Source organism: Kribbella aluminosa, from assembly GCF_017876295.1.
Classification (GTDB): domain Bacteria; phylum Actinomycetota; class Actinomycetes; order Propionibacteriales; family Kribbellaceae; genus Kribbella; species Kribbella aluminosa.
In genome coordinates, this window is sequence record NZ_JAGINT010000001.1 from 3535553 (window position 1) to 3551824 (window position 16272).

Annotated in this window: 13 protein-coding genes and 2 pseudogenes; 7 read left to right on the forward strand and 8 right to left on the reverse strand. The window is 70.3% G+C overall.

The window, feature by feature from the left end:
- Window positions 1-144 precede the first annotated feature (144 nt).
- A pseudogene (locus tag JOF29_RS45965) lies at window positions 145-393 on the reverse strand (aldo/keto reductase); the annotation flags it as partial.
- A 132-nt stretch (window positions 394-525) separates the two neighbouring features.
- Here JOF29_RS45965 and JOF29_RS16905 point away from each other — a divergent pair.
- Window positions 526-2466, forward strand: coding sequence for a GMC family oxidoreductase (locus JOF29_RS16905; RefSeq protein WP_209695135.1), 1941 nt, complete (start codon window positions 526-528; stop codon window positions 2464-2466).
- Between the two features lie 72 nt (window positions 2467-2538).
- Here JOF29_RS16905 and JOF29_RS16910 read toward each other — a convergent pair whose 3' ends face one another.
- Together JOF29_RS16910 and JOF29_RS16915 are read right to left on the reverse strand one after the other, a co-directional pair.
- The gene (locus JOF29_RS16910) at window positions 2539-3054 is read right to left on the reverse strand and encodes a VOC family protein (protein WP_209695136.1); all 516 of its coding nucleotides are present in this window, start codon (window positions 3052-3054) and stop codon (window positions 2539-2541) included.
- Between the two features lie 33 nt (window positions 3055-3087).
- Window positions 3088-3774 carry a LysR substrate-binding domain-containing protein gene (locus tag JOF29_RS16915; RefSeq protein WP_209695137.1) on the reverse strand — a complete coding sequence of 229 codons (687 nt, stop codon included), beginning with the start codon at window positions 3772-3774 and terminating at the stop codon, window positions 3088-3090.
- A 33-nt stretch (window positions 3775-3807) separates the two neighbouring features.
- On the opposite strand from JOF29_RS16915, the gene JOF29_RS16920 reads away from it, so the two are divergent.
- Window positions 3808-4170: a DUF5997 family protein gene (locus JOF29_RS16920; protein WP_209695138.1), complete on the forward strand. Its 363-nt coding sequence runs from the start codon at window positions 3808-3810 to the stop codon at window positions 4168-4170.
- 205 nt (window positions 4171-4375) lie between these two features.
- Here JOF29_RS16920 and JOF29_RS16925 read toward each other — a convergent pair whose 3' ends face one another.
- Entirely contained in the window at window positions 4376-5536 is a 1161-nt protein-coding gene (locus tag JOF29_RS16925; protein ID WP_209695139.1) for a pyridoxal phosphate-dependent aminotransferase, read from the reverse strand.
- A 50-nt stretch (window positions 5537-5586) separates the two neighbouring features.
- Here JOF29_RS16925 and JOF29_RS16930 point away from each other — a divergent pair, with 50 nt between their 5' ends.
- Window positions 5587-6471, forward strand: a complete 885-nt coding sequence (locus tag JOF29_RS16930) for an NAD-dependent epimerase/dehydratase family protein (RefSeq protein WP_209695140.1) — start codon at window positions 5587-5589, stop codon at window positions 6469-6471.
- Here JOF29_RS16930 and JOF29_RS16935 read toward each other — a convergent pair.
- Window positions 6414-6764, reverse strand: coding sequence for a hypothetical protein (locus JOF29_RS16935; RefSeq protein WP_209695141.1), 351 nt, complete (start codon window positions 6762-6764; stop codon window positions 6414-6416). The two genes, JOF29_RS16930 and JOF29_RS16935, sit on opposite strands and share 58 nt — an antisense overlap.
- 128 nt (window positions 6765-6892) lie before the next feature.
- Between JOF29_RS16935 and JOF29_RS16940 the strand changes: the two genes are divergently transcribed.
- The gene (locus JOF29_RS16940; RefSeq protein ID WP_209695142.1) at window positions 6893-7174 is read left to right on the forward strand and encodes a hypothetical protein; all 282 of its coding nucleotides are present in this window, start codon (window positions 6893-6895) and stop codon (window positions 7172-7174) included.
- Between the two features lie 42 nt (window positions 7175-7216).
- Window positions 7217-7387, forward strand: coding sequence for a hypothetical protein (locus tag JOF29_RS43180; protein WP_245357634.1), 171 nt, complete (start codon window positions 7217-7219; stop codon window positions 7385-7387).
- Here the strand turns inward: JOF29_RS43180 and JOF29_RS45970 are convergent.
- Window positions 7339-7794: pseudogene (locus JOF29_RS45970) on the reverse strand (FAD-binding protein); the annotation flags it as partial. The gene JOF29_RS43180 and the pseudogene JOF29_RS45970 sit on opposite strands and share 49 nt — an antisense overlap.
- 189 nt (window positions 7795-7983) lie before the next feature.
- Here JOF29_RS45970 and JOF29_RS16950 point away from each other — a divergent pair.
- Together JOF29_RS16950 and JOF29_RS16955 are read left to right on the forward strand one after the other, a co-directional pair.
- A complete protein-coding gene (locus JOF29_RS16950) occupies window positions 7984-13494 on the forward strand; it encodes an ATP-binding protein (RefSeq protein ID WP_209695143.1) in 5511 nt (1836 codons plus the stop codon).
- 21 nt (window positions 13495-13515) lie between these two features.
- Window positions 13516-15636: a transglycosylase domain-containing protein gene (locus JOF29_RS16955; protein WP_209695144.1), complete on the forward strand. Its 2121-nt coding sequence runs from the start codon at window positions 13516-13518 to the stop codon at window positions 15634-15636.
- Here the strand turns inward: JOF29_RS16955 and JOF29_RS16960 are convergent.
- Window positions 15633-15968, reverse strand: a complete 336-nt coding sequence (locus JOF29_RS16960) for a hypothetical protein (RefSeq protein ID WP_209695145.1) — start codon at window positions 15966-15968, stop codon at window positions 15633-15635. The two genes, JOF29_RS16955 and JOF29_RS16960, sit on opposite strands and share 4 nt — an antisense overlap.
- 79 nt (window positions 15969-16047) lie before the next feature.
- Window positions 16048-16272, reverse strand: coding sequence for a translation initiation factor IF-1 (gene infA / locus JOF29_RS16965; protein ID WP_209695146.1), 225 nt, complete (start codon window positions 16270-16272; stop codon window positions 16048-16050).

Genomic DNA, 16272 nt, shown 5'->3' on the forward strand with positions numbered 1-16272 from the left:
CCAGCCCTGGTACTCCGGCGTGAACATCCGGTAGACCGACGACGGCGGTACGGCGCTCGCCTCGTCGAGCCGGGTCCGCAGCTCGGCGTACCGGATCTTGCCGGCCCGGGCAAGGTCGTCGAGGGTCCGCAGTACCTCGTCGACGGGGGTGATGCGGTCCCACGTGTGCAGCGGGAACAGGTCGACGTAGTCGGTGCCGAGCCGGCGCAGCGAGTCGTCGAGGGCGCGGATCAGGTGCTTGCGGCTGTTGCCGCCCGCGTTCGGGTCGCCGGTGTCGACGCTGTTGGTCGCCTTGGTGGTGAGCACCATCCGCTCCTGGACGCCGGCCTCGGCGATCAGCCGGCCGACGATCCGTTCGCTCTCGCCCGCGGTGTAGAAGTCGGCGGTGTCGATGAAGTTGCCGCCGGCATCGACAGCAGGTAGTAGTCGTCAAGTGCCATGGCCACAGAATTGCTCGCCGAAAATGGGACCGGCAAGTACAAAGATCAGCCTGCGCCGAACGATGGTGCGTGAAAGGATTTCGGCGTGCACCTGACTGAACAGCAGCGGAGTGAGCTCGAGCGGTTGGCGGAGTCGGTGGTGCCGGGGGAGGGGTGGCGCCGGCGGGTGGTGGGGTTTGTCGAGCGGGTGCTGACCGAGGATCGGCCGGACTGGAGTGATCGGGTCGAGCAGGCGTTGGCCGGGGTCGATCGCGACTGGCTGGTGCGGCTGGTCGCGCAGGGGTACTACGCGGAGCCGGCGGCGTGGGACAGCGTTGGGTGGCGGACGGGGGAGTTCGCCGCGGTGCGCACGGAGCTGAAGGTGACGCCGCGGGACGCGATCGCCGAGCGGTACGACTGTGTGGTGATCGGGTCGGGCGCCGGTGGTGGCGCGGCGGCTCAGGTGCTGGCGGAGTCGGGGCGTTCGGTGCTGGTCGTCGAGCTGGGCAGTTACCCGTCGACGGAGTCGCTCGCGCACGATCATCTGCGGAACCCCCGGTCGTCGCTCGGGCTGCCCGCGCCGACCGATCCGGATCCGGCCGGGCGGCCACGGGTCGCGGTCGTGGACGGCGTACGGCAGCAGGTGTTGCCGTCCGACGGCGCCTGGGGGAACAACGCGTTCACGGTCGGCGGCGGGACCCGGGTGTACGGCGCGCAGGCCTGGCGGTTCGTGCCGCGGGACTTCCGGATGGCCACGACGTACGGCGTACCGGACGGCAGTTCGCTCGCGGACTGGCCGATCTCGTACGACGACCTGGAGCCGTACTACTCGCTGGCGGAGCAGCGGTTCGGGGTCAGCGGCGGCGGAACGGACCCGTGGCACGAGCCGCGGTCGATCCCGCTGCCGATGCCGCCGATGCCGCGCACCGTGGCGGCCGACCTGCTGGCCGGAGCGGCCGGGCGGCTGGGCTGGGGCACGCTCGACGTACCGCTGCTGATCAACTCGGTCGACTACCAAGGACGCTCCGGCTGTGTGCGGTGCGGGCAGTGCGTCGGGTTCGCCTGCCCGGTCGAGGCGAAGGGCGGAACGCACAACACCGCGCTGCCCGCCGCGCTCGCGACCGGGAACTGCACGCTCGTCACCGAGACCACCGCCGAGCGACTCGTCACGGACACGACCGGCCGCGTCGTCGGGGTCGCGCTGGTGAGCGCCGACGGTCGGCGGACGGTGTCATGCGACGAAGTGGTCATCGCTGCCGGCGCCTCCGAGACGCCGCGGCTGTTGCTGAACAGCGCGCACGACGGCGAGCCGAACGGGATCGGCAACAACCAGGACCAGGTCGGCCGGCACCTGCAGGCACATGTGTACGCCGGCGCGGTCGGGCTGTTCGACGACGAGGTGGCGGACCTCGTCGGGCCCGGTGTGTCGATCGCGACCTGCGACTTCCGGCACGGCAACGACGGGATCGTCGGCGGCGGGATGCTCGCCAACGAGTTCGTGCCGACGCCCGCGGCGACGTACGACTATCTGACCTCGGCCGGGCTGATCCCCGCGGCCGGTGCGGAGAGCCTGCACGCGATGCGGCACGCGGTACGCCGGATGCTCCGGGTCGTCGGGCCGATCCAGGAGGTGACGTCCGCGGAGTCCCGGGTGCGCGTCGATCCGTCGGTCGTCGACCGGTACGGGAACCCGGTCCTGGTGACGAGCGGGTCGATCCACCCCGAGGACGCCCGTGCGCACGGCTTCATGAGCGCCAAGGCCAGGGTCTGGCTGGAGGAGGCCGGCGCGGCCCGCACGTCCGTCGGTGAACTGGGGAGTCTGGCTCACCCGAGTACCGGGCAGCACCAGGCCGGGACATGCCGGATGGGCGACGACCCGGCCCGCTCCGTCACCGATCCACACGGCCGGCTCTGGGGCCACGGCAACGTGTGGATCGCCGACGCCTCGGTGCACGTCACCAACGGCGGCGTGAACCCGGTCCTCACCGTCCTGGCCACCGCACTGCGCACGGCCGAGGGGATCGTCGGCACTCTCAAAAGGACGTAGTCGTATACGTACATCCGATCGCCCGCCTGAGCGCGCCGCGAAGGTGCCCGGTTCGCGGGACACCTCCTGTCGTCAGTGCACCCGCGAGATCCCGACGCCGCTGCGGGCCTCCCGGCCGTACTTGGCCAGCTCCGCGGGGAGGTCCAGCCGGGCGACGCCGGTCTTGGTGCGGTCGTCGTCGGTGAGCAGGTCGGCCGGGATGATCCAGACCACCTCGAACTCGAGCCCGTCCGGGTCCTTGCCGTACAGGGACTTGGTCGTGCCGTGGTCGGACGCACCGACGAGCGCACCGGCCGCGCTCAGGGCCCCGGCCAGGGACTCGAGGTCGCCGAGGGTGTCGACCTCCCAGGCCAGGTGGTAGAGCCCGACGGTGGTCCGCCCGGCGCCCGACGGGCCTGCCTGGGAGCCGATCTGGAACAGGCCGAGGTCGTGGTCGTTGGTCGACCCGGGCGCGCGCAGGAAGGCCGCACCGGGGATCGCGTCGCCGGTCTCGGTGTACCCGAAACCGAGCACGTCTCGGTAGAACGCGACGCTCGCCTCGACGTCACGTACGTACAACACCGCGTGGTTCAACCGGAAGATCGCCATGTCAACCATGATAGTTGAAGGCTAAACCTTTTTCTAGCGGCGGCGCCGAGGTTTCTTCTGTGGTGTCTTCTGCGTTGTCTTCTGCACTGTCTTCCGGGCCGGCTTCTGGGCGGCTCGTTTCGGCACGGCGGGTCCGCGGGTGCTGTTCACCGTGCGGCCGCGGACGATCCCGATCAGGTGCTCGACGAGTTCGCCGGTCGCGCCCTCGGGCCAGCTGAGTGCGACCTGCGACTCCGGTACGCCGGTCAGCGGCCGGTAGGTGAGATCCTTCCGATGGTGCAGCCGGGCCAGCGACTGCGGGACCACCAGCAGGCCGGTGCCCATGGCAACCAGCTCGATCGCGTCCGCGGTCCGCGCCGGGCGGTCCTCGATCAGCCGGCCGGGTGGCCGCGCCCAGTCGAGGACGTCGTCCTGCGAGTGCAGCATCAGTTCGTCGGCGAGGTCGTCGGTGGTGATCTCGTCGGCGGCCGTGATCAGGTGGTCCTTCGGTACCACGACGACCGTCTGCTCGACGTACAGCGGGATCGCGTGCAGGCCGGTGCGGTCGATCGGGAGCCGGAGGAGTACGGCGTCGAGCTCGGCGCGCCGGACCAGGTCCGGGGCTTCGGCGGCGGCGACCTGGACCAGCTCCAGCGGAATCCGGGGGAGTCGCTCCGCCCAGAGCCGGGACCATTTGGCGGGCGTCACGCCGGGGACGTAGCCCAGCCGGAATCCGGTCACGGATCCGAGGTTACCGGGCGTTACGCTGCTGCCATGACGGCGCGTAAGTCTCAGACGATGAAACCGGCCACGGCGGCGAAGAAGCTGGACGTGTACCTGCCGGCCACTCCGGCCGAATTCCAGGAGGGCGTCGTCTCCCGGGACGAGCTGAACGCCCTGCAGGCCGACCCGCCCGAGTGGCTCCGCGAACTGCGGAAGAACGGGCCGCACCCGCGCCCGGTGGTTGCCGCCCGGCTCGGCGTCTCGATCAGCGGCCTGGCCCGGGCCGGGGTCACCGAGGCGCTGACCACCGAGGAGATCGACGCGATCCGCGACGAGGACCCGGACTGGCTGGAGCGCGAGCGCGCCACCCAGGCGGAGGTCCGCCGCCAGGAAGCCGACCAGAAGCGGCCCTAGCTGATCCGCACCCGGAGGCCAGGTCGAAGTCCATCCGCGCCGGGTCGCCCTCGTGCGGGACGAGGTGCAGGTCGTCGCCCTTGACCGTCCCGACGATCCGGGTCCGTACGCCGCCCCACAGCAGCACACCCCGGTCCGGCGCTGCCCGCAACGCCCAGCTAGAACGCGGAAAGTTCGAGCCGATGGGTGTGCCCGGACTGCTCGCTCATGACTCCACCAATACCTTGAAGGCGTCGAGGGCGCGGCGGAGGTTGTCGATCGAGTTCGCGTACGAGAACCGCAGGTGGCCCTCGCCGTACGCGCCGAACGACGTGCCGGGCAGGCAGGCGACGCCGGCCTCGTCCAGGAGGCGGTCGGACAGGGTGGCCGCGGGTACGCCGAGCTCGGTGATGTTCGGGAACGCGTAGAAGGCGCCGCCGGGCTCGACACAGGACACACCCGGTACGGCGTTCAGCCCGGAGACGATCACCTCGCGCCGTTCGCGGAACGCCTCGCGCATCCGGTCGACCTCGTCCCACGGGCCCTCGAGGGCGGCGATCGCGGCGTGCTGGCTGAACGCCGACGTACACGACACCGAGTTGATCATCAGTCGCGTCACCGGCTCCACGAGCGGCTCCGGGAACACGCCGTACCCCAGTCGCCAGCCGGTCATCGCGAACGTCTTCGACCAGCCGTCGAGCAGCACGGTCCGCTCCGCCATGCCGTCGAGGTCGAGCACGCTGTGGTGGGCGCCGTCGTACCGCAAGGCCCAGTAGACCTCGTCGCTCAGGACGACCAGGTCGTGCTCGATCGCGATCTCGGCGATCGCCTGGAGCTGCTCGGGTGTCGACGCGCTGCCGCACGGGTTGTGCGGCGAGTTGAGGATCAGCAGTTTGGTCCGATCGGTGACCAGCGAGCGCAGTTCGTCCGGGTCGATGACGAACCCGTTCTCCTCGCGCAGCGGCACCGGGACCGGTTTCGCGCCGGCGAAGGACGCGATCGACGCGTACATCGGGAACCCCGGGTCCGGATACAGGACCTCGTCGCCTTCCTCGCAGAGCGCCAGGATCGTGAAGAACATGATCGGCTTCGCACCCGGCGTGATCAGCACCCGGTCGGGTGCCGTCCGCAGCCGGCCGGTGCGTTCCAGGAAGTCCGCGACCGCGACCCGGAGCTCGGGGATACCAGGGGCTGGGACGTAGTGCGTGAAGCCTTTGTCCAGCGCTAGCTGGGCCGCGGCGATCACGTGCGCCGGGGTGTCGAAGTCCGGCTCACCGATCTCGAGATGCACGATCTCGCGTCCGGTCGCCTCCAGTGCCTTGGCCTTGGCCAGCACCTCGAACGCCGACTCGGTCCCCAACCGGTCCATCCGACCAGCAAGTTTCACGATGTGTCCTTCCACGGTGGCATTTCAGAGCTTAGTGCGATGATCACGGGGTGAGTGAACAGAGGCGGGTTGCGGTCACCGGGAGCAGTGGGAAGCTCGGCCGGGCCGTCGTCGATCATCTGGTGGCGAACGGGTGGGACGTGGTCGCCCTGGACCAGGCTCCACCGGCGCGGGCGGACGTGACGTCGACCCGGCTGGATCTGACCGATTTCGGCCAGACCTTCGAGGCGATCGCGGGCATCGACGACCGGCACGACGGTGTCGACGCGGTCGTGCACCTGGCCGCGATCCCGGCGCCGGGTCTCCGGCCGAACGCCGCGACGTTCCAGAACAACATGACGGCCACCTACAACGTGTTCTCGGCCGCGCTGAGGGCCGGTGTCCGGAACATCGTGTGGGCGTCGAGCGAGACCGTGCTGGGCCTGCCGTTCGACGAGTTCCCGCCGTACGTGCCGGTGGACGAGGACTACCCGCCGCGGCCGAACAGCACCTACTCCCTGGTCAAGACGCTCGAGGAGGAGCTGGCCCGGCAGCTGTGCCGGTGGCATCCGGACCTGAAGCTGATCGGACTGCGGTTCTCGAACGTGATGTATCCCGAGGACTACGCTCGCTTCCCGTCGTTCGACGCCGACGCTCAGGCCCGCAAGTGGAACCTGTGGGGCTACATCGACGCCCGCGACGGCGCACAAGCCGTCCGCAAGGCCCTCGAGTACGACGTGACCGGGACGGACGTGTTCATCGTCGCCAATGCCGACACGGTGATGTCCCGGCCCAACGAGGAACTGCTCGCCGAGGTGTTCCCGGGCGTTGCGGTGAAGCGGCAGGTCGGCCCGAACGAGACGCTGCTCTCGATCGAGAAGGCCCGCCGCCTGCTCGGTTACGAACCTGAGTACTCCTGGCGGGGCCCGAACGGGAACAGCGTGTCCGGGTCGTAGACCGACCGCACGCCGGCCAGTCGCGCGAACGTGTCCGCCGGCCAGGACGCCGCGTACGACCCCGGCAGTGCGAACCCGCCGGCGAAGTTGACCGTGGTCTCCGCGCACACCCACGGCCCCAGCTTGTCCAGGACCCCGTCGACCGTTGCCGGAAGCACCTTTTCGAACAGGTTCGGATCCGGTACGCCGATCAGCGTCAGCGTGCACGCACCACTGCGCCCGCCGACCGCGCTGCCCTCGGGTACGTCGCGCTCGGTCGCGCCGCCGAGGTGCCGGACCTCGACCGCGATCAACGGCAGCTCCTGCTCCGGGCCCTGCCACGTCCAGGAACGCCGCGACGAAGTCGGCGTCCAGTTCGTCGAGCAGCAGCCCGCGGTCCCACGACGGCGTCGGGTCCTTCGGGTCGTTGTGGATCAGCGCGATGTCGGCGGCGGCCATCTCGCCGACCGCGTCGATCAGCGTCGTACCGGCGTCCCGGATCGGCTGGAACAGCCGGTTGCCGTCGGTGGCGTCCCCGACGTACGCGAACCGGACGCTCAGCACGGTCTTGCCGCGCAGCGGTGCCGGGATGAACTCGAGCGGCGGCAGCCGGAGCACGACGACCGACGAGTTCGCCTCCTCGGGAAGGGACTTGGTCCACTCGGACCAGGTGCTGAACACCGGCGCGATGTGCTCGGCGTCGAAGAACACCGAGCCGCCGTAGAGCCTGCCGAGCTCGACCAGTGCGAAGTCCATCGCGGTGACGATGCCGAACCCGCCCTTGCCGCCGCGCAACGCCCAGAACAGGTCCGCGTTCTCGTCGACGTTCGCGGTGAGCAATTCTCCGGCGGCCGTGACCACCCGGAAGCTGCGCACCCAGTCGGACGAGAAGCCGTACGTACGGGCCAGCGGACCGAGGCCGCCGCCGAGGGTGTAGCCGATGCAGCCGACCGCGTCGGACGCGCCGGTGATCGCCGCGAGCCCGTGCGGCGCCGCGGCTGCGACCACCTCGGCCCAGCGGCTGCCCGCGTTGATGTGCGCCGTCTGCGTCTCGGCGTCGACGGTCACGCCGGTCATCCGGGTCGTGGTCACGACGATCCCGCCCTGCATCGGGTTCGGGATGCCGTGGCCGGTGGCCAGGACGCGGATCTGCGTACCGGTCCCGGCCGCGGCCCGGACTACCGCGACGGCGTCGTCCTCGGACGTCAGACCGACGACCACGTCCGGAGTGTGCGTCACCGCCAGGTTGAAGCCGGACAGCTCCTCGGCGTACCCCTCGTCAGCGGGTGTCAGCACCGGTCCGGCGACTTCGCTGCGTAGCCGGGTGATCAACTCTTCAGTCATGTGGTTTCCCCTCCTGCGCGGCAGTGTTCCGCACACTCGGGTCACGTTCTAGCAGAGCTGAAAACACGCCTGAGAAGGGGGCCGACTCGACGGTAACGGCCACAGCCTGAAAGCCTGTGCCAGCGACGGCCAAGTTTGCGATCCAAAACGGCCCGTTGGCGGACGCAGGGTGAGACACGGAGGCGGTCTATGTTCAAGCGTATCGCAATAGTGAACCGGGGAGAAGCCGCGATGCGGCTGATCAACGCGGTCCGGGAAGTCAACGCCGAAGGCGGTGACCCGATCGAGACCGTGGCCTTGTTCACCGACGGCGAGCGCACCGCCACGTTCGTGCGGTCCGCGGACATCGCGTACCCGCTCGGCCCGGCGGCGGACCGGCCGTACCTGGACCTGGCGGTGCTGGAGCGCGCGCTCCGGGAGACCGGGGCGGACGCCGCCTGGGTCGGCTGGGGGTTCGTCGCCGAGGACCCGGCGTTCGCGGAGCTGTGCGACCGGATCGGCGTCACGTTCATCGGCCCGTCGGCCGAGGCGATGCGCAAGCTCGGCGACAAGATCGGCTCGAAGCTGATCGCCGAGGAGGTCGGCGTACCGGTGGCGCCGTGGAGCCGCGGCGCGGTCGAGTCGCTGGCCGCCGCGCTCGAGGCGGCCGACCGGATCGGCTACCCGTTGATGCTCAAGGCAACGGCCGGCGGCGGTGGCCGCGGCATCCGGGTGGTCCGGTCCGCCGACGAGCTCTCCGACGCGTACGCGCGGACCAGCGAGGAGGCGGCCCGCGCCTTCGGCAGCGGCATCGTGTTCCTGGAGCGCCTGGTCACCGGCGCCCGGCACGTCGAGGTCCAGGTGATCGCGGACGGCGAGGGTACGGCGTGGGCGCTCGGCGTCCGGGACTGCTCGGTGCAGCGCCGCAACCAGAAGGTGATCGAGGAGTCCGCGTCGCCGTTGCTGTCCGCGTCCCAGGTCGACGACCTGAAGGCGTCGGCCGAGCGGCTCGCGATCGCGGTCGGGTACCGCGGCGCGGCGACGGTCGAGTTCCTGTACCACCCGGGCGAGAAGTCGTTCGCGTTCCTCGAGGTGAACACCCGGCTGCAGGTCGAGCACCCGATCACCGAGCTGACCACCGGGTTCGACCTGGTGAAGGCCCAGCTGCACGTCGCGTCCGGCGGCCGCCTGGAGGGCCCGAAGCCGGTGGAGAGCGGGCATGCCGTCGAGGCCCGGCTGAACGCCGAGGACCCGGACCGCGACTTCGCGCCGTCGCCCGGCCGGATCGTCGTCCTCGATCTGCCGTCCGGTCCGGGGATCCGGGTCGACACCGGGGTGAGCGCCGGCGACAGCATCCCGGCCGACTTCGACTCGATGATCGCGAAGATCATCGGGTACGGGCGGACCCGCGAGGAGGCGCTGGCCCGGCTGCGGCGCGCGATGCGGGCGACGACCGTACTGATCGAGGGCGGCGCGACCAACAAGAGCTTCATCCTCGAGCTGCTCGACCAGCCCGAGGTGATCGACGGCAGCGCCGACACCGGCTGGATCGACCGGGTCCGCGGTGAGGGCCGGCTGGTGTCGCACCGGCACTCCGGCGTCGCGCTGGTCGCGGCCGCGATCGAGGGGTACGAGGACGCCGAGCAGGTCGAGCGCACCCGGTTGTACGAGACCGCGCACGGCGGCCGCCCGCAGGTGCAGCACGAAGTCGGCCGCGCGATCGACCTGAAGCTGCGCGGCGCGAGCTATCAGGTGACCGTGGCGCGGATCGGCCCCGAGCGGTTCCGGGTCGGTGTCGGCAACGGGCAGCTGAAGATCGTGGACGCCGAGCTCGAGCGGCTGGACGAGTACACGAGCCGCCTGGTCGTCGGCGGGCAGCGCTTCCGGCTGGTGACCGCGACGCACGGCCCGGTCCATCTGGTCGAGGTCGACGGCGTCACCCACCGGGTGAGTCGCGACGAGGGCGGCGTACTGCGTTCGCCCGCGCCGGCGCTGGTCGTGGCGACACCGGTGCCGGCGGGTTCCGAGGTCGAGGCCGGTGCGCCGGTGCTGGTGCTCGAGTCGATGAAGATGGAGACGGTGCTGTACGCGCCGTTCAAGGCCACCGTGAAGGAGCTGCAGGTCTCGACCGGTAGCCAGGTGGAGACCGGTGCGCCGCTGCTCCGGCTGGAGCCGGTGGCGGACGAGTCCGCTGTGGAAGAAGCTGCGCCGGTGCACAACGGCGTACAGCTGGATCTGCCGAACGGGACCGGGGAGAAGTCCGCGGCCGAGCGGGCGGAGCGCGGGCTGGACGACCTGCGGAGCATGCTGCTCGGGTTCGACATCGACCCGCAGGACGAAGGCGGCATGCTGGCCGGCTACCTCGCCGCGCGAGCCGAGCTGACGGCGCAGTCCGCAGGGCCTCCGGTGGCGGGGGAGATCGATCTGCTGGCGGTGTTCGCGGACTTCGCCGAGCTGAGCCGGAACCGGCCGGCCGGCGCCGACACCACGATCGAGAACCGCGTGCACAGCCCGCGGGAGTACTTCCACACGTACCTGCAGAGCCTCGACCCGGACCGCGGCGGGCTGCCGGCCGAGTTCCAGGCGCGGTTGAGCCGGGTGCTCAGCCACTACGGCGTGACTGGGCTGGAGCGCAGCCCCGAGCTCGAGGAAGCCGTCTTCCGGATCTTCCTGGCGCAGCTGCGGTCGAATCCCGACGTACTGCTGGTGACGTCCGTGCTGCAGCGGTGGATCGCCGAGCCGCTGCCGGAGGCGCCGCTGGACGAGTGCGTGCACGACCTGCTGGACCGGCTGGTGCTGGCCACGCAGCTGCGGTTCCCGGTGGTCGGCGACCTGGCCCGGAGTGTGCGGTTCCGGTGGTTCGACCAGCCGCAGGTGGACGCCGAGCGGGCGTCGATCATCGCGGGCGTCAGCGACGAGGTCGCCGACCTGGCCGCGCACCCGGACGCGCCGGACCGGCAGCAGCGGATCGACGCGCTGGCCGCGATCCCGGAGCCGATCGTCCGGTTCCTGGCGCAGCGGCTGGAGCACGGCTGGGGTGAGCAGGAGCCGATGCTCGAGGTCCTGATCCGCCGGCACTACCGCGAGTACGAGCTGCACGACCTGCGGGCGTTCGCGGTCGACGGGCGGCCGTTCGCGACCGCCGACTACACGATCGACGACAAGCCGAGCCACCTGGTCACGACGGTCGGCACGGTCGCCGAGCTGGCCGACCCGGGTAGCGCGCTGTCGCGGGCGCTGACCGACCGGATCGACGCCCGGACCGCGGGCCACGAGGCCGTCGTCGAGCTGTACCTGTACGGCCCGGACCTGCCGGAGTCGCAGCAGGACGCCGCGGACCTGTACCGCCGGATGGTCGCCGACCTGCCGATCGCCCAGCGGGTACGCCGCATCTCGGTCGCGGTCGCCCCTGGGCAGGGCCGGCCGGTCTCGTACTTCACGTACCGCCCGGCCGGCGGATCGATGACCGAGGACGACAACGTCCGCGGCGTCCACCCGATGGTCGGCCGGCGGCTGAACCTGTGGCGGCTGCGCGACTTCCGCATCACCCGCCTGGAGGCGCCGGAGGACGTACTGCTGTACTACTGCGTCGCACGCGAGAACGAGGCCGACCGGCGGCTGGTCGCGCTGGCCCAGGTCCGTCAGTTCGCGGTCGCCCGCGACGAGGACGGCCAGGTCACCTCGCTGCCGCACGCCGAGCGCGCGATCGCGAACTGCCTGGAGGCGATCCGCCAGGCCCGGACCGCGCGCGGCGCGGCGGGCGCGAAGCTCGACATGAACCACGTCTGGGTGCAGATCTGGCCGGTGGTCGACGTCCAGGTCGACGAGGTGACCGCGCTGCAGCGCAACATCGCCCCGATGACCGCGGGCGCCGGGATCGAGGAGGTCCTGGTGCAGGGCGACGTCGCGGCACCGGACGGCTCGATCAACCCGGTCGCGGCCCGGTTCTACTACCAGCACGGGGCCGGCGTCGTGACGTCGATCGAGCAGCCGCCGACCGGTCGCCTGCTGCCGCTCGACGACTACGCGCAGAAGGTGCAGCGGTCCCGGCGGCGGAACACGATCTACCCGTACGAGGTCAGCGGCATGGTCGCGGGCCACGGGGGTACGTTCGTCGAGCACGACCTGGACGCCGCCGGCAACCTGGTCCCGGTGGAGCGGGCGAAGGGCCTGAACAAGGCGGGCATCATCGTCGGTATCGTCACCACGCCGACCGAGCGGTACCCCGAGGGCGTCACCCGGGTCGCGATGAGCGGCGACCCGACCAAGGCGCTCGGCGCGGTCGCCGAGGCCGAGTGCTCGCGGATCATCGCCGCCCTGGACCTGGCCGAGCGGCTGCGGATCCCGGTCGAGTGGTACTCGCTGTCGGCCGGTGCCCGGATCTCGATGGACTCCGGTACCGAGAACATGGACTGGGTCGCGAAGGCGCTGAAGCGGATCGTCGAGTTCACCCAGGCCGGCGGCGAGATCAACGTCGTGGTCGCGGGCATCAACGTCGGCGCGCAGCCGTACTGGAACGCCGAGGCGACGATGCTGATGCACACCAAGGGCATCCTGGTGATGACGCCGGACAGCGCGATGGTGCTGACCGGCAAGCAGACGCTGGACTTCTCCGGCAGCGTGTCGGCCGAGGACAACTTCGGCATCGGCGGGTACGACCGGGTGATGGGCCCGAACGGCCAGGCGCAGTACTGGGCGCCGGACCTGAAGGCTGCCCGGGACGTGCTGATGACGTACTACGACCACACGTACGTCGTCCCGGGCGAACCCGGGCCGCGCCGGGCGCCGACGAGCGACCCGCTGGATCGCGACGTCACGCCGTACCCGCACGAGGTCGCGGGCAGCGACTTCAAGACGGTCGGCGAGATCTTCTCCACGGCCACCAACCCGGACCGGAAGAAGGCGTTCGACATCCGCACGCTGATGCGGGCGGTCACCGACCAGGACCACCCGGTGCTGGAGCGCTGGGCCGGGATGGCCGACGCCGACACCGCGGTCGTGGTGGACGCGCGGCTCGGCGGGTTCCCGGTGTGTCTGGTCGGGATCGAGTCCCGGTCGGTGCCGCGCCGGGGCTTCCCGCCCACCGACGGCCCGGACACGTACACCGCGGGCACGCTGTTCCCGCGGTCGTCGAAGAAGGTCGCGCGGGCGATCAACTCGGCGAGCGGGAACCGGCCGCTGGTGGTGCTGGCGAACCTGTCCGGGTTCGACGGCTCGCCGGACTCGATGCGGAACCTGCAGCTCGAGTACGGCGCCGAGATCGGCCGGGCGATGGTGAACTTCCAGGGCCCGATCGTGTTCTGCGTCGTCTCCCGGTACCACGGCGGTGCGTTCGTGGTGTTCTCGAAGTCGCTGAACCCGTCGATGACCGTGCTCGCGGTGGAGGGATCGTTCGCCTCGGTGCTCGGCGGCGCGCCGGCCGCCGCGGTGGTTTTCGCCGGCGAGGTGGACGCGCGGACCGCCGCGGACCCACGGGTGGCGGCGCTGGCCGAGCGGGTCGGGGAGGCGTCCGGCGCAGAGCGGGCTGCCCTCGCGACGGAGCTCGCCGACGTACGAACCGTCGTACGGGCAGAGAAACTGGGGGAGGTGGCAACCGAGTTCGACCGGGTGCACAGCATCGAACGAGCTCGTGAGGTCGGGTCGGTCGACGAGGTCATCAAGGCGAGTGAACTGCGGCCGAAGTTGATCGAGGCAATCAATTCCGGGGTACCCGGAGTGTGATCGGTGCATTAGCCTGGAGTAATGCGTGCCGAGAGGGGCGGTCGCAACTGGGCTCGGTCGGTGATCATGTTCATCGGCGTGAGCGCGCTGTCGGGTGCGCTCGCGGCCGGCCTGGCGATCCCGTTCGCGGGCTTCGCCGGGCAGGGGTCGGCCCAGGTCGCGTCCACGGTCCAGAGCCTGCCCAGAGAGTTCCAGAGTGACGTGCCCGCCGTCCGCAGCCGGATCCTGGCCGCGGACGGCACGCTGGTCGCCACGCTCTACGAGCAGAACCGGGTACCGGTCCGGCTGAGCGCGGTCGCGCCGATCATGCGCAAGGCGCTCGTCGCGATCGAGGACTCCCGGTTCTACGAGCACGGCGCGCTCGACCTGAAGGGCACGCTGCGGGCGATGATCCGCAACCAGACCGGCGGCGAGGTGCAGCAGGGCGGGTCCAGCATCACCCAGCAGTACGTGAAGATGAGCCTGGTCGAGAAGGCGCGGACCGCGGCCGAGCAGGCGAAGGCGACCGAGGTCTCGTACGAGCGGAAGATCACCGAGCTGCGGTACGCGATCGCGGTCGAGAGCGAGTACTCCAAGGACGAGATCCTCGAGAGGTACCTGAACCTGGCGAACTTCGGCGCCGGCACGTACGGCGTCCAGACCGCCGCGCAGCACTACTTCCGGACCACGGCCGACAAACTCACGCTGCCGCAGGCGGCGCTGCTGGCCGGCATCGTGAAGAACCCGAGCGGCTACAACCCGACCAACCACCCGGTGCGCGCCCGGGCCCGTCGGGACGTGGTGATCAAACGGATGCTCCAGCTCGGCGTGATCACCGTGCACCAGGCCAACGAGGCGCTGCGTACGCCGGTCATCGACGAGTCGCAGGTCGAGCCGGTGCCGAACGGCTGCGCGAACTCGCGGTACCCGTTCTACTGCGACTACGTGGTCTCGAAGCTGCTCGCGAACCCGGCGCTCGGTGCGACTGTGAAGGACCGCGACCGCTACCTGAAGACGGGCGGGCTGCTGATCCGGACCTCGATCGACCCGAGGATCCAGGCCGCCGCGCAGGCGTCGATCGACCGGCACAGCAAGGCCACCGACACCGCGATCGCGGCGGTCACGGTGGTCGAGCCGGGCACCGGGCTGGTGAAGGCGATGGTGCAGAGCCGCCCGTACGGCAACGGGCGGCACCAGACGAACTACAACTACAACGTCGAGAAGTCGTACGACGGCGGGTACGGCGGGTTCCAGAACGGCTCGACGATGAAGGCGTTCACGATCGCGGCCGCACTGGCCAAGGGCATCCCGATGGACTACCGGATCAACTCGCCGGCCCAGATCGACCTCAGCAACACCAGGTTCCGGACCTGCTCCGGGTGGACGCGCGATCCGACGTACAAGCCGAAGAACTCCACCAAGAGCGGCGACCTCACGATGGTCGAGGCGGCGCGGTACTCGACCAACACGTACTTCCTGCAGCTGTCCGGGCGGACCGGGCTGTGCCCGATCGCGAATATCGCGGCCAAGCTCGGGATGCACAACGCCCAGACCGGCGAGCCGCTCGACCAGGTGATGTCGATGACGCTCGGCGTCGGGTACGTGACGCCGCTGATGCTGTCGAACGCGTACGCGACGTTCGCGGCGCGCGGCACGTACTGCAAGCCGCTGGTCGTCACGTCAGTGCGGGACAAGGCCGGCCGGCCGGTGCCGGGGCCCGGGTTCGACTGCAAGCAGGTGCTTCCGCGGCAGGTCGCGGACGGCGTGAACCGGGTGCTCAGCGAGGTGATGATGCCGGGCGGGACAGGTGGCCACCTGCGGTTCGGGACCCGGGACATGGGCGGCAAGACCGGCACCATCAACCAGAACCTGGCCGTCTGGTTCGCCGGCTATACCCCGAACCTGGCCGCGGCCGCGGTGGTCGCGGACGCAACCCCGCCGTACACGAACCTGATGTACGGCCATACGCTGAACGGCCAGGACATCTCCGACCCGACCGGCTCCGGCACCGCCGGCCCGCTCTGGGAGACCGCTATGCAGGGCGCCCTGCGCGACCTCCCGGTCGAACGCTTCGTCGCCCCGCCGAAGAAGATGATCGGCGACCCGAACCCGAAGCCGCCGCCACCGGACAAGAAGAACCCCAAACCGAAGCCGCACGCTTAGAGCGGGCGGAGGTCTCCGCCGGGAACCCAGGAGAGTTCGCCGTTCTTGTCCCGGAACTTGCCGAGCCATTGGCCGTTGTGCCGGATCCAGCCCTCCAGCTCGCCGGTGGACCAGGTGGCCCGCTCCACCGGCTGGCTGGGATCGATCCGTCGTACGGCGTCCGCGGCCCGGGGGCCGTGTGCGTCGTACTGCACATCGAGATCGAAGGCGAGCTCGCGCGCCTGCGCCTCGCCCTCGATACCTGTTGCACGCCACCCGTTGACCGCACCGTCCCAGACGCCGAACCTGTTGGATCCGTCGTCGGACGGCCGAACCGTGAACCGACCAAGCATGTTTTCAGATTAGCGCCTGATCGAACACATGTTCTAGTCTTGATCGGGACGGGAGGTGTGTGTGATGGGTGACAGTGTTTCAGTTCCGGTAGCGGAAGACGATCCGGCCCCGGTCGAGGTCGTAGGGGCTGAGTTCCACCAGGACGCGGTCCTCGAGGACGATCTTGATGTAGTTCTTCCGGATCTTGCCGCTGATGTGCGCGAGCACCTTGTGGCCGTTACTGAGCTCGACCCGGAAGGTGGCGTTCCGGAGGCACTCGACGACGGTGCCCTCGACTTCGATGCCGCCTGCTGCTCTGGACAT

What these genes read in the sequence shown, in the direction of transcription:
- JOF29_RS16910 (WP_209695136.1), bottom strand. Translation starts at nt 3,054, where the DNA reads ATGGCGATCTTCCGGTTGAACCACGCGGTGTTGTACGTACGTGACGTC.
- JOF29_RS16920 (WP_209695138.1), top strand. Translation starts at nt 3,808, where the DNA reads ATGACGGCGCGTAAGTCTCAGACGATGAAACCGGCCACGGCGGCGAAG.
- JOF29_RS16940 (WP_209695142.1), top strand. Translation starts at nt 6,893, where the DNA reads ATGTCGGCGGCGGCCATCTCGCCGACCGCGTCGATCAGCGTCGTACCG.
- JOF29_RS43180 (WP_245357634.1), top strand. Translation starts at nt 7,217, where the DNA reads ATGCCGAACCCGCCCTTGCCGCCGCGCAACGCCCAGAACAGGTCCGCG.
- JOF29_RS16950 (WP_209695143.1), top strand. Translation starts at nt 7,984, where the DNA reads ATGTTCAAGCGTATCGCAATAGTGAACCGGGGAGAAGCCGCGATGCGG.
- JOF29_RS16955 (WP_209695144.1), top strand. Translation starts at nt 13,516, where the DNA reads ATGCGTGCCGAGAGGGGCGGTCGCAACTGGGCTCGGTCGGTGATCATG.
- JOF29_RS16960 (WP_209695145.1), bottom strand. Translation starts at nt 15,968, where the DNA reads ATGCTTGGTCGGTTCACGGTTCGGCCGTCCGACGACGGATCCAACAGG.
- infA (WP_209695146.1), bottom strand. Translation starts at nt 16,272, where the DNA reads ATGTCCAGAGCAGCAGGCGGCATCGAAGTCGAGGGCACCGTCGTCGAG.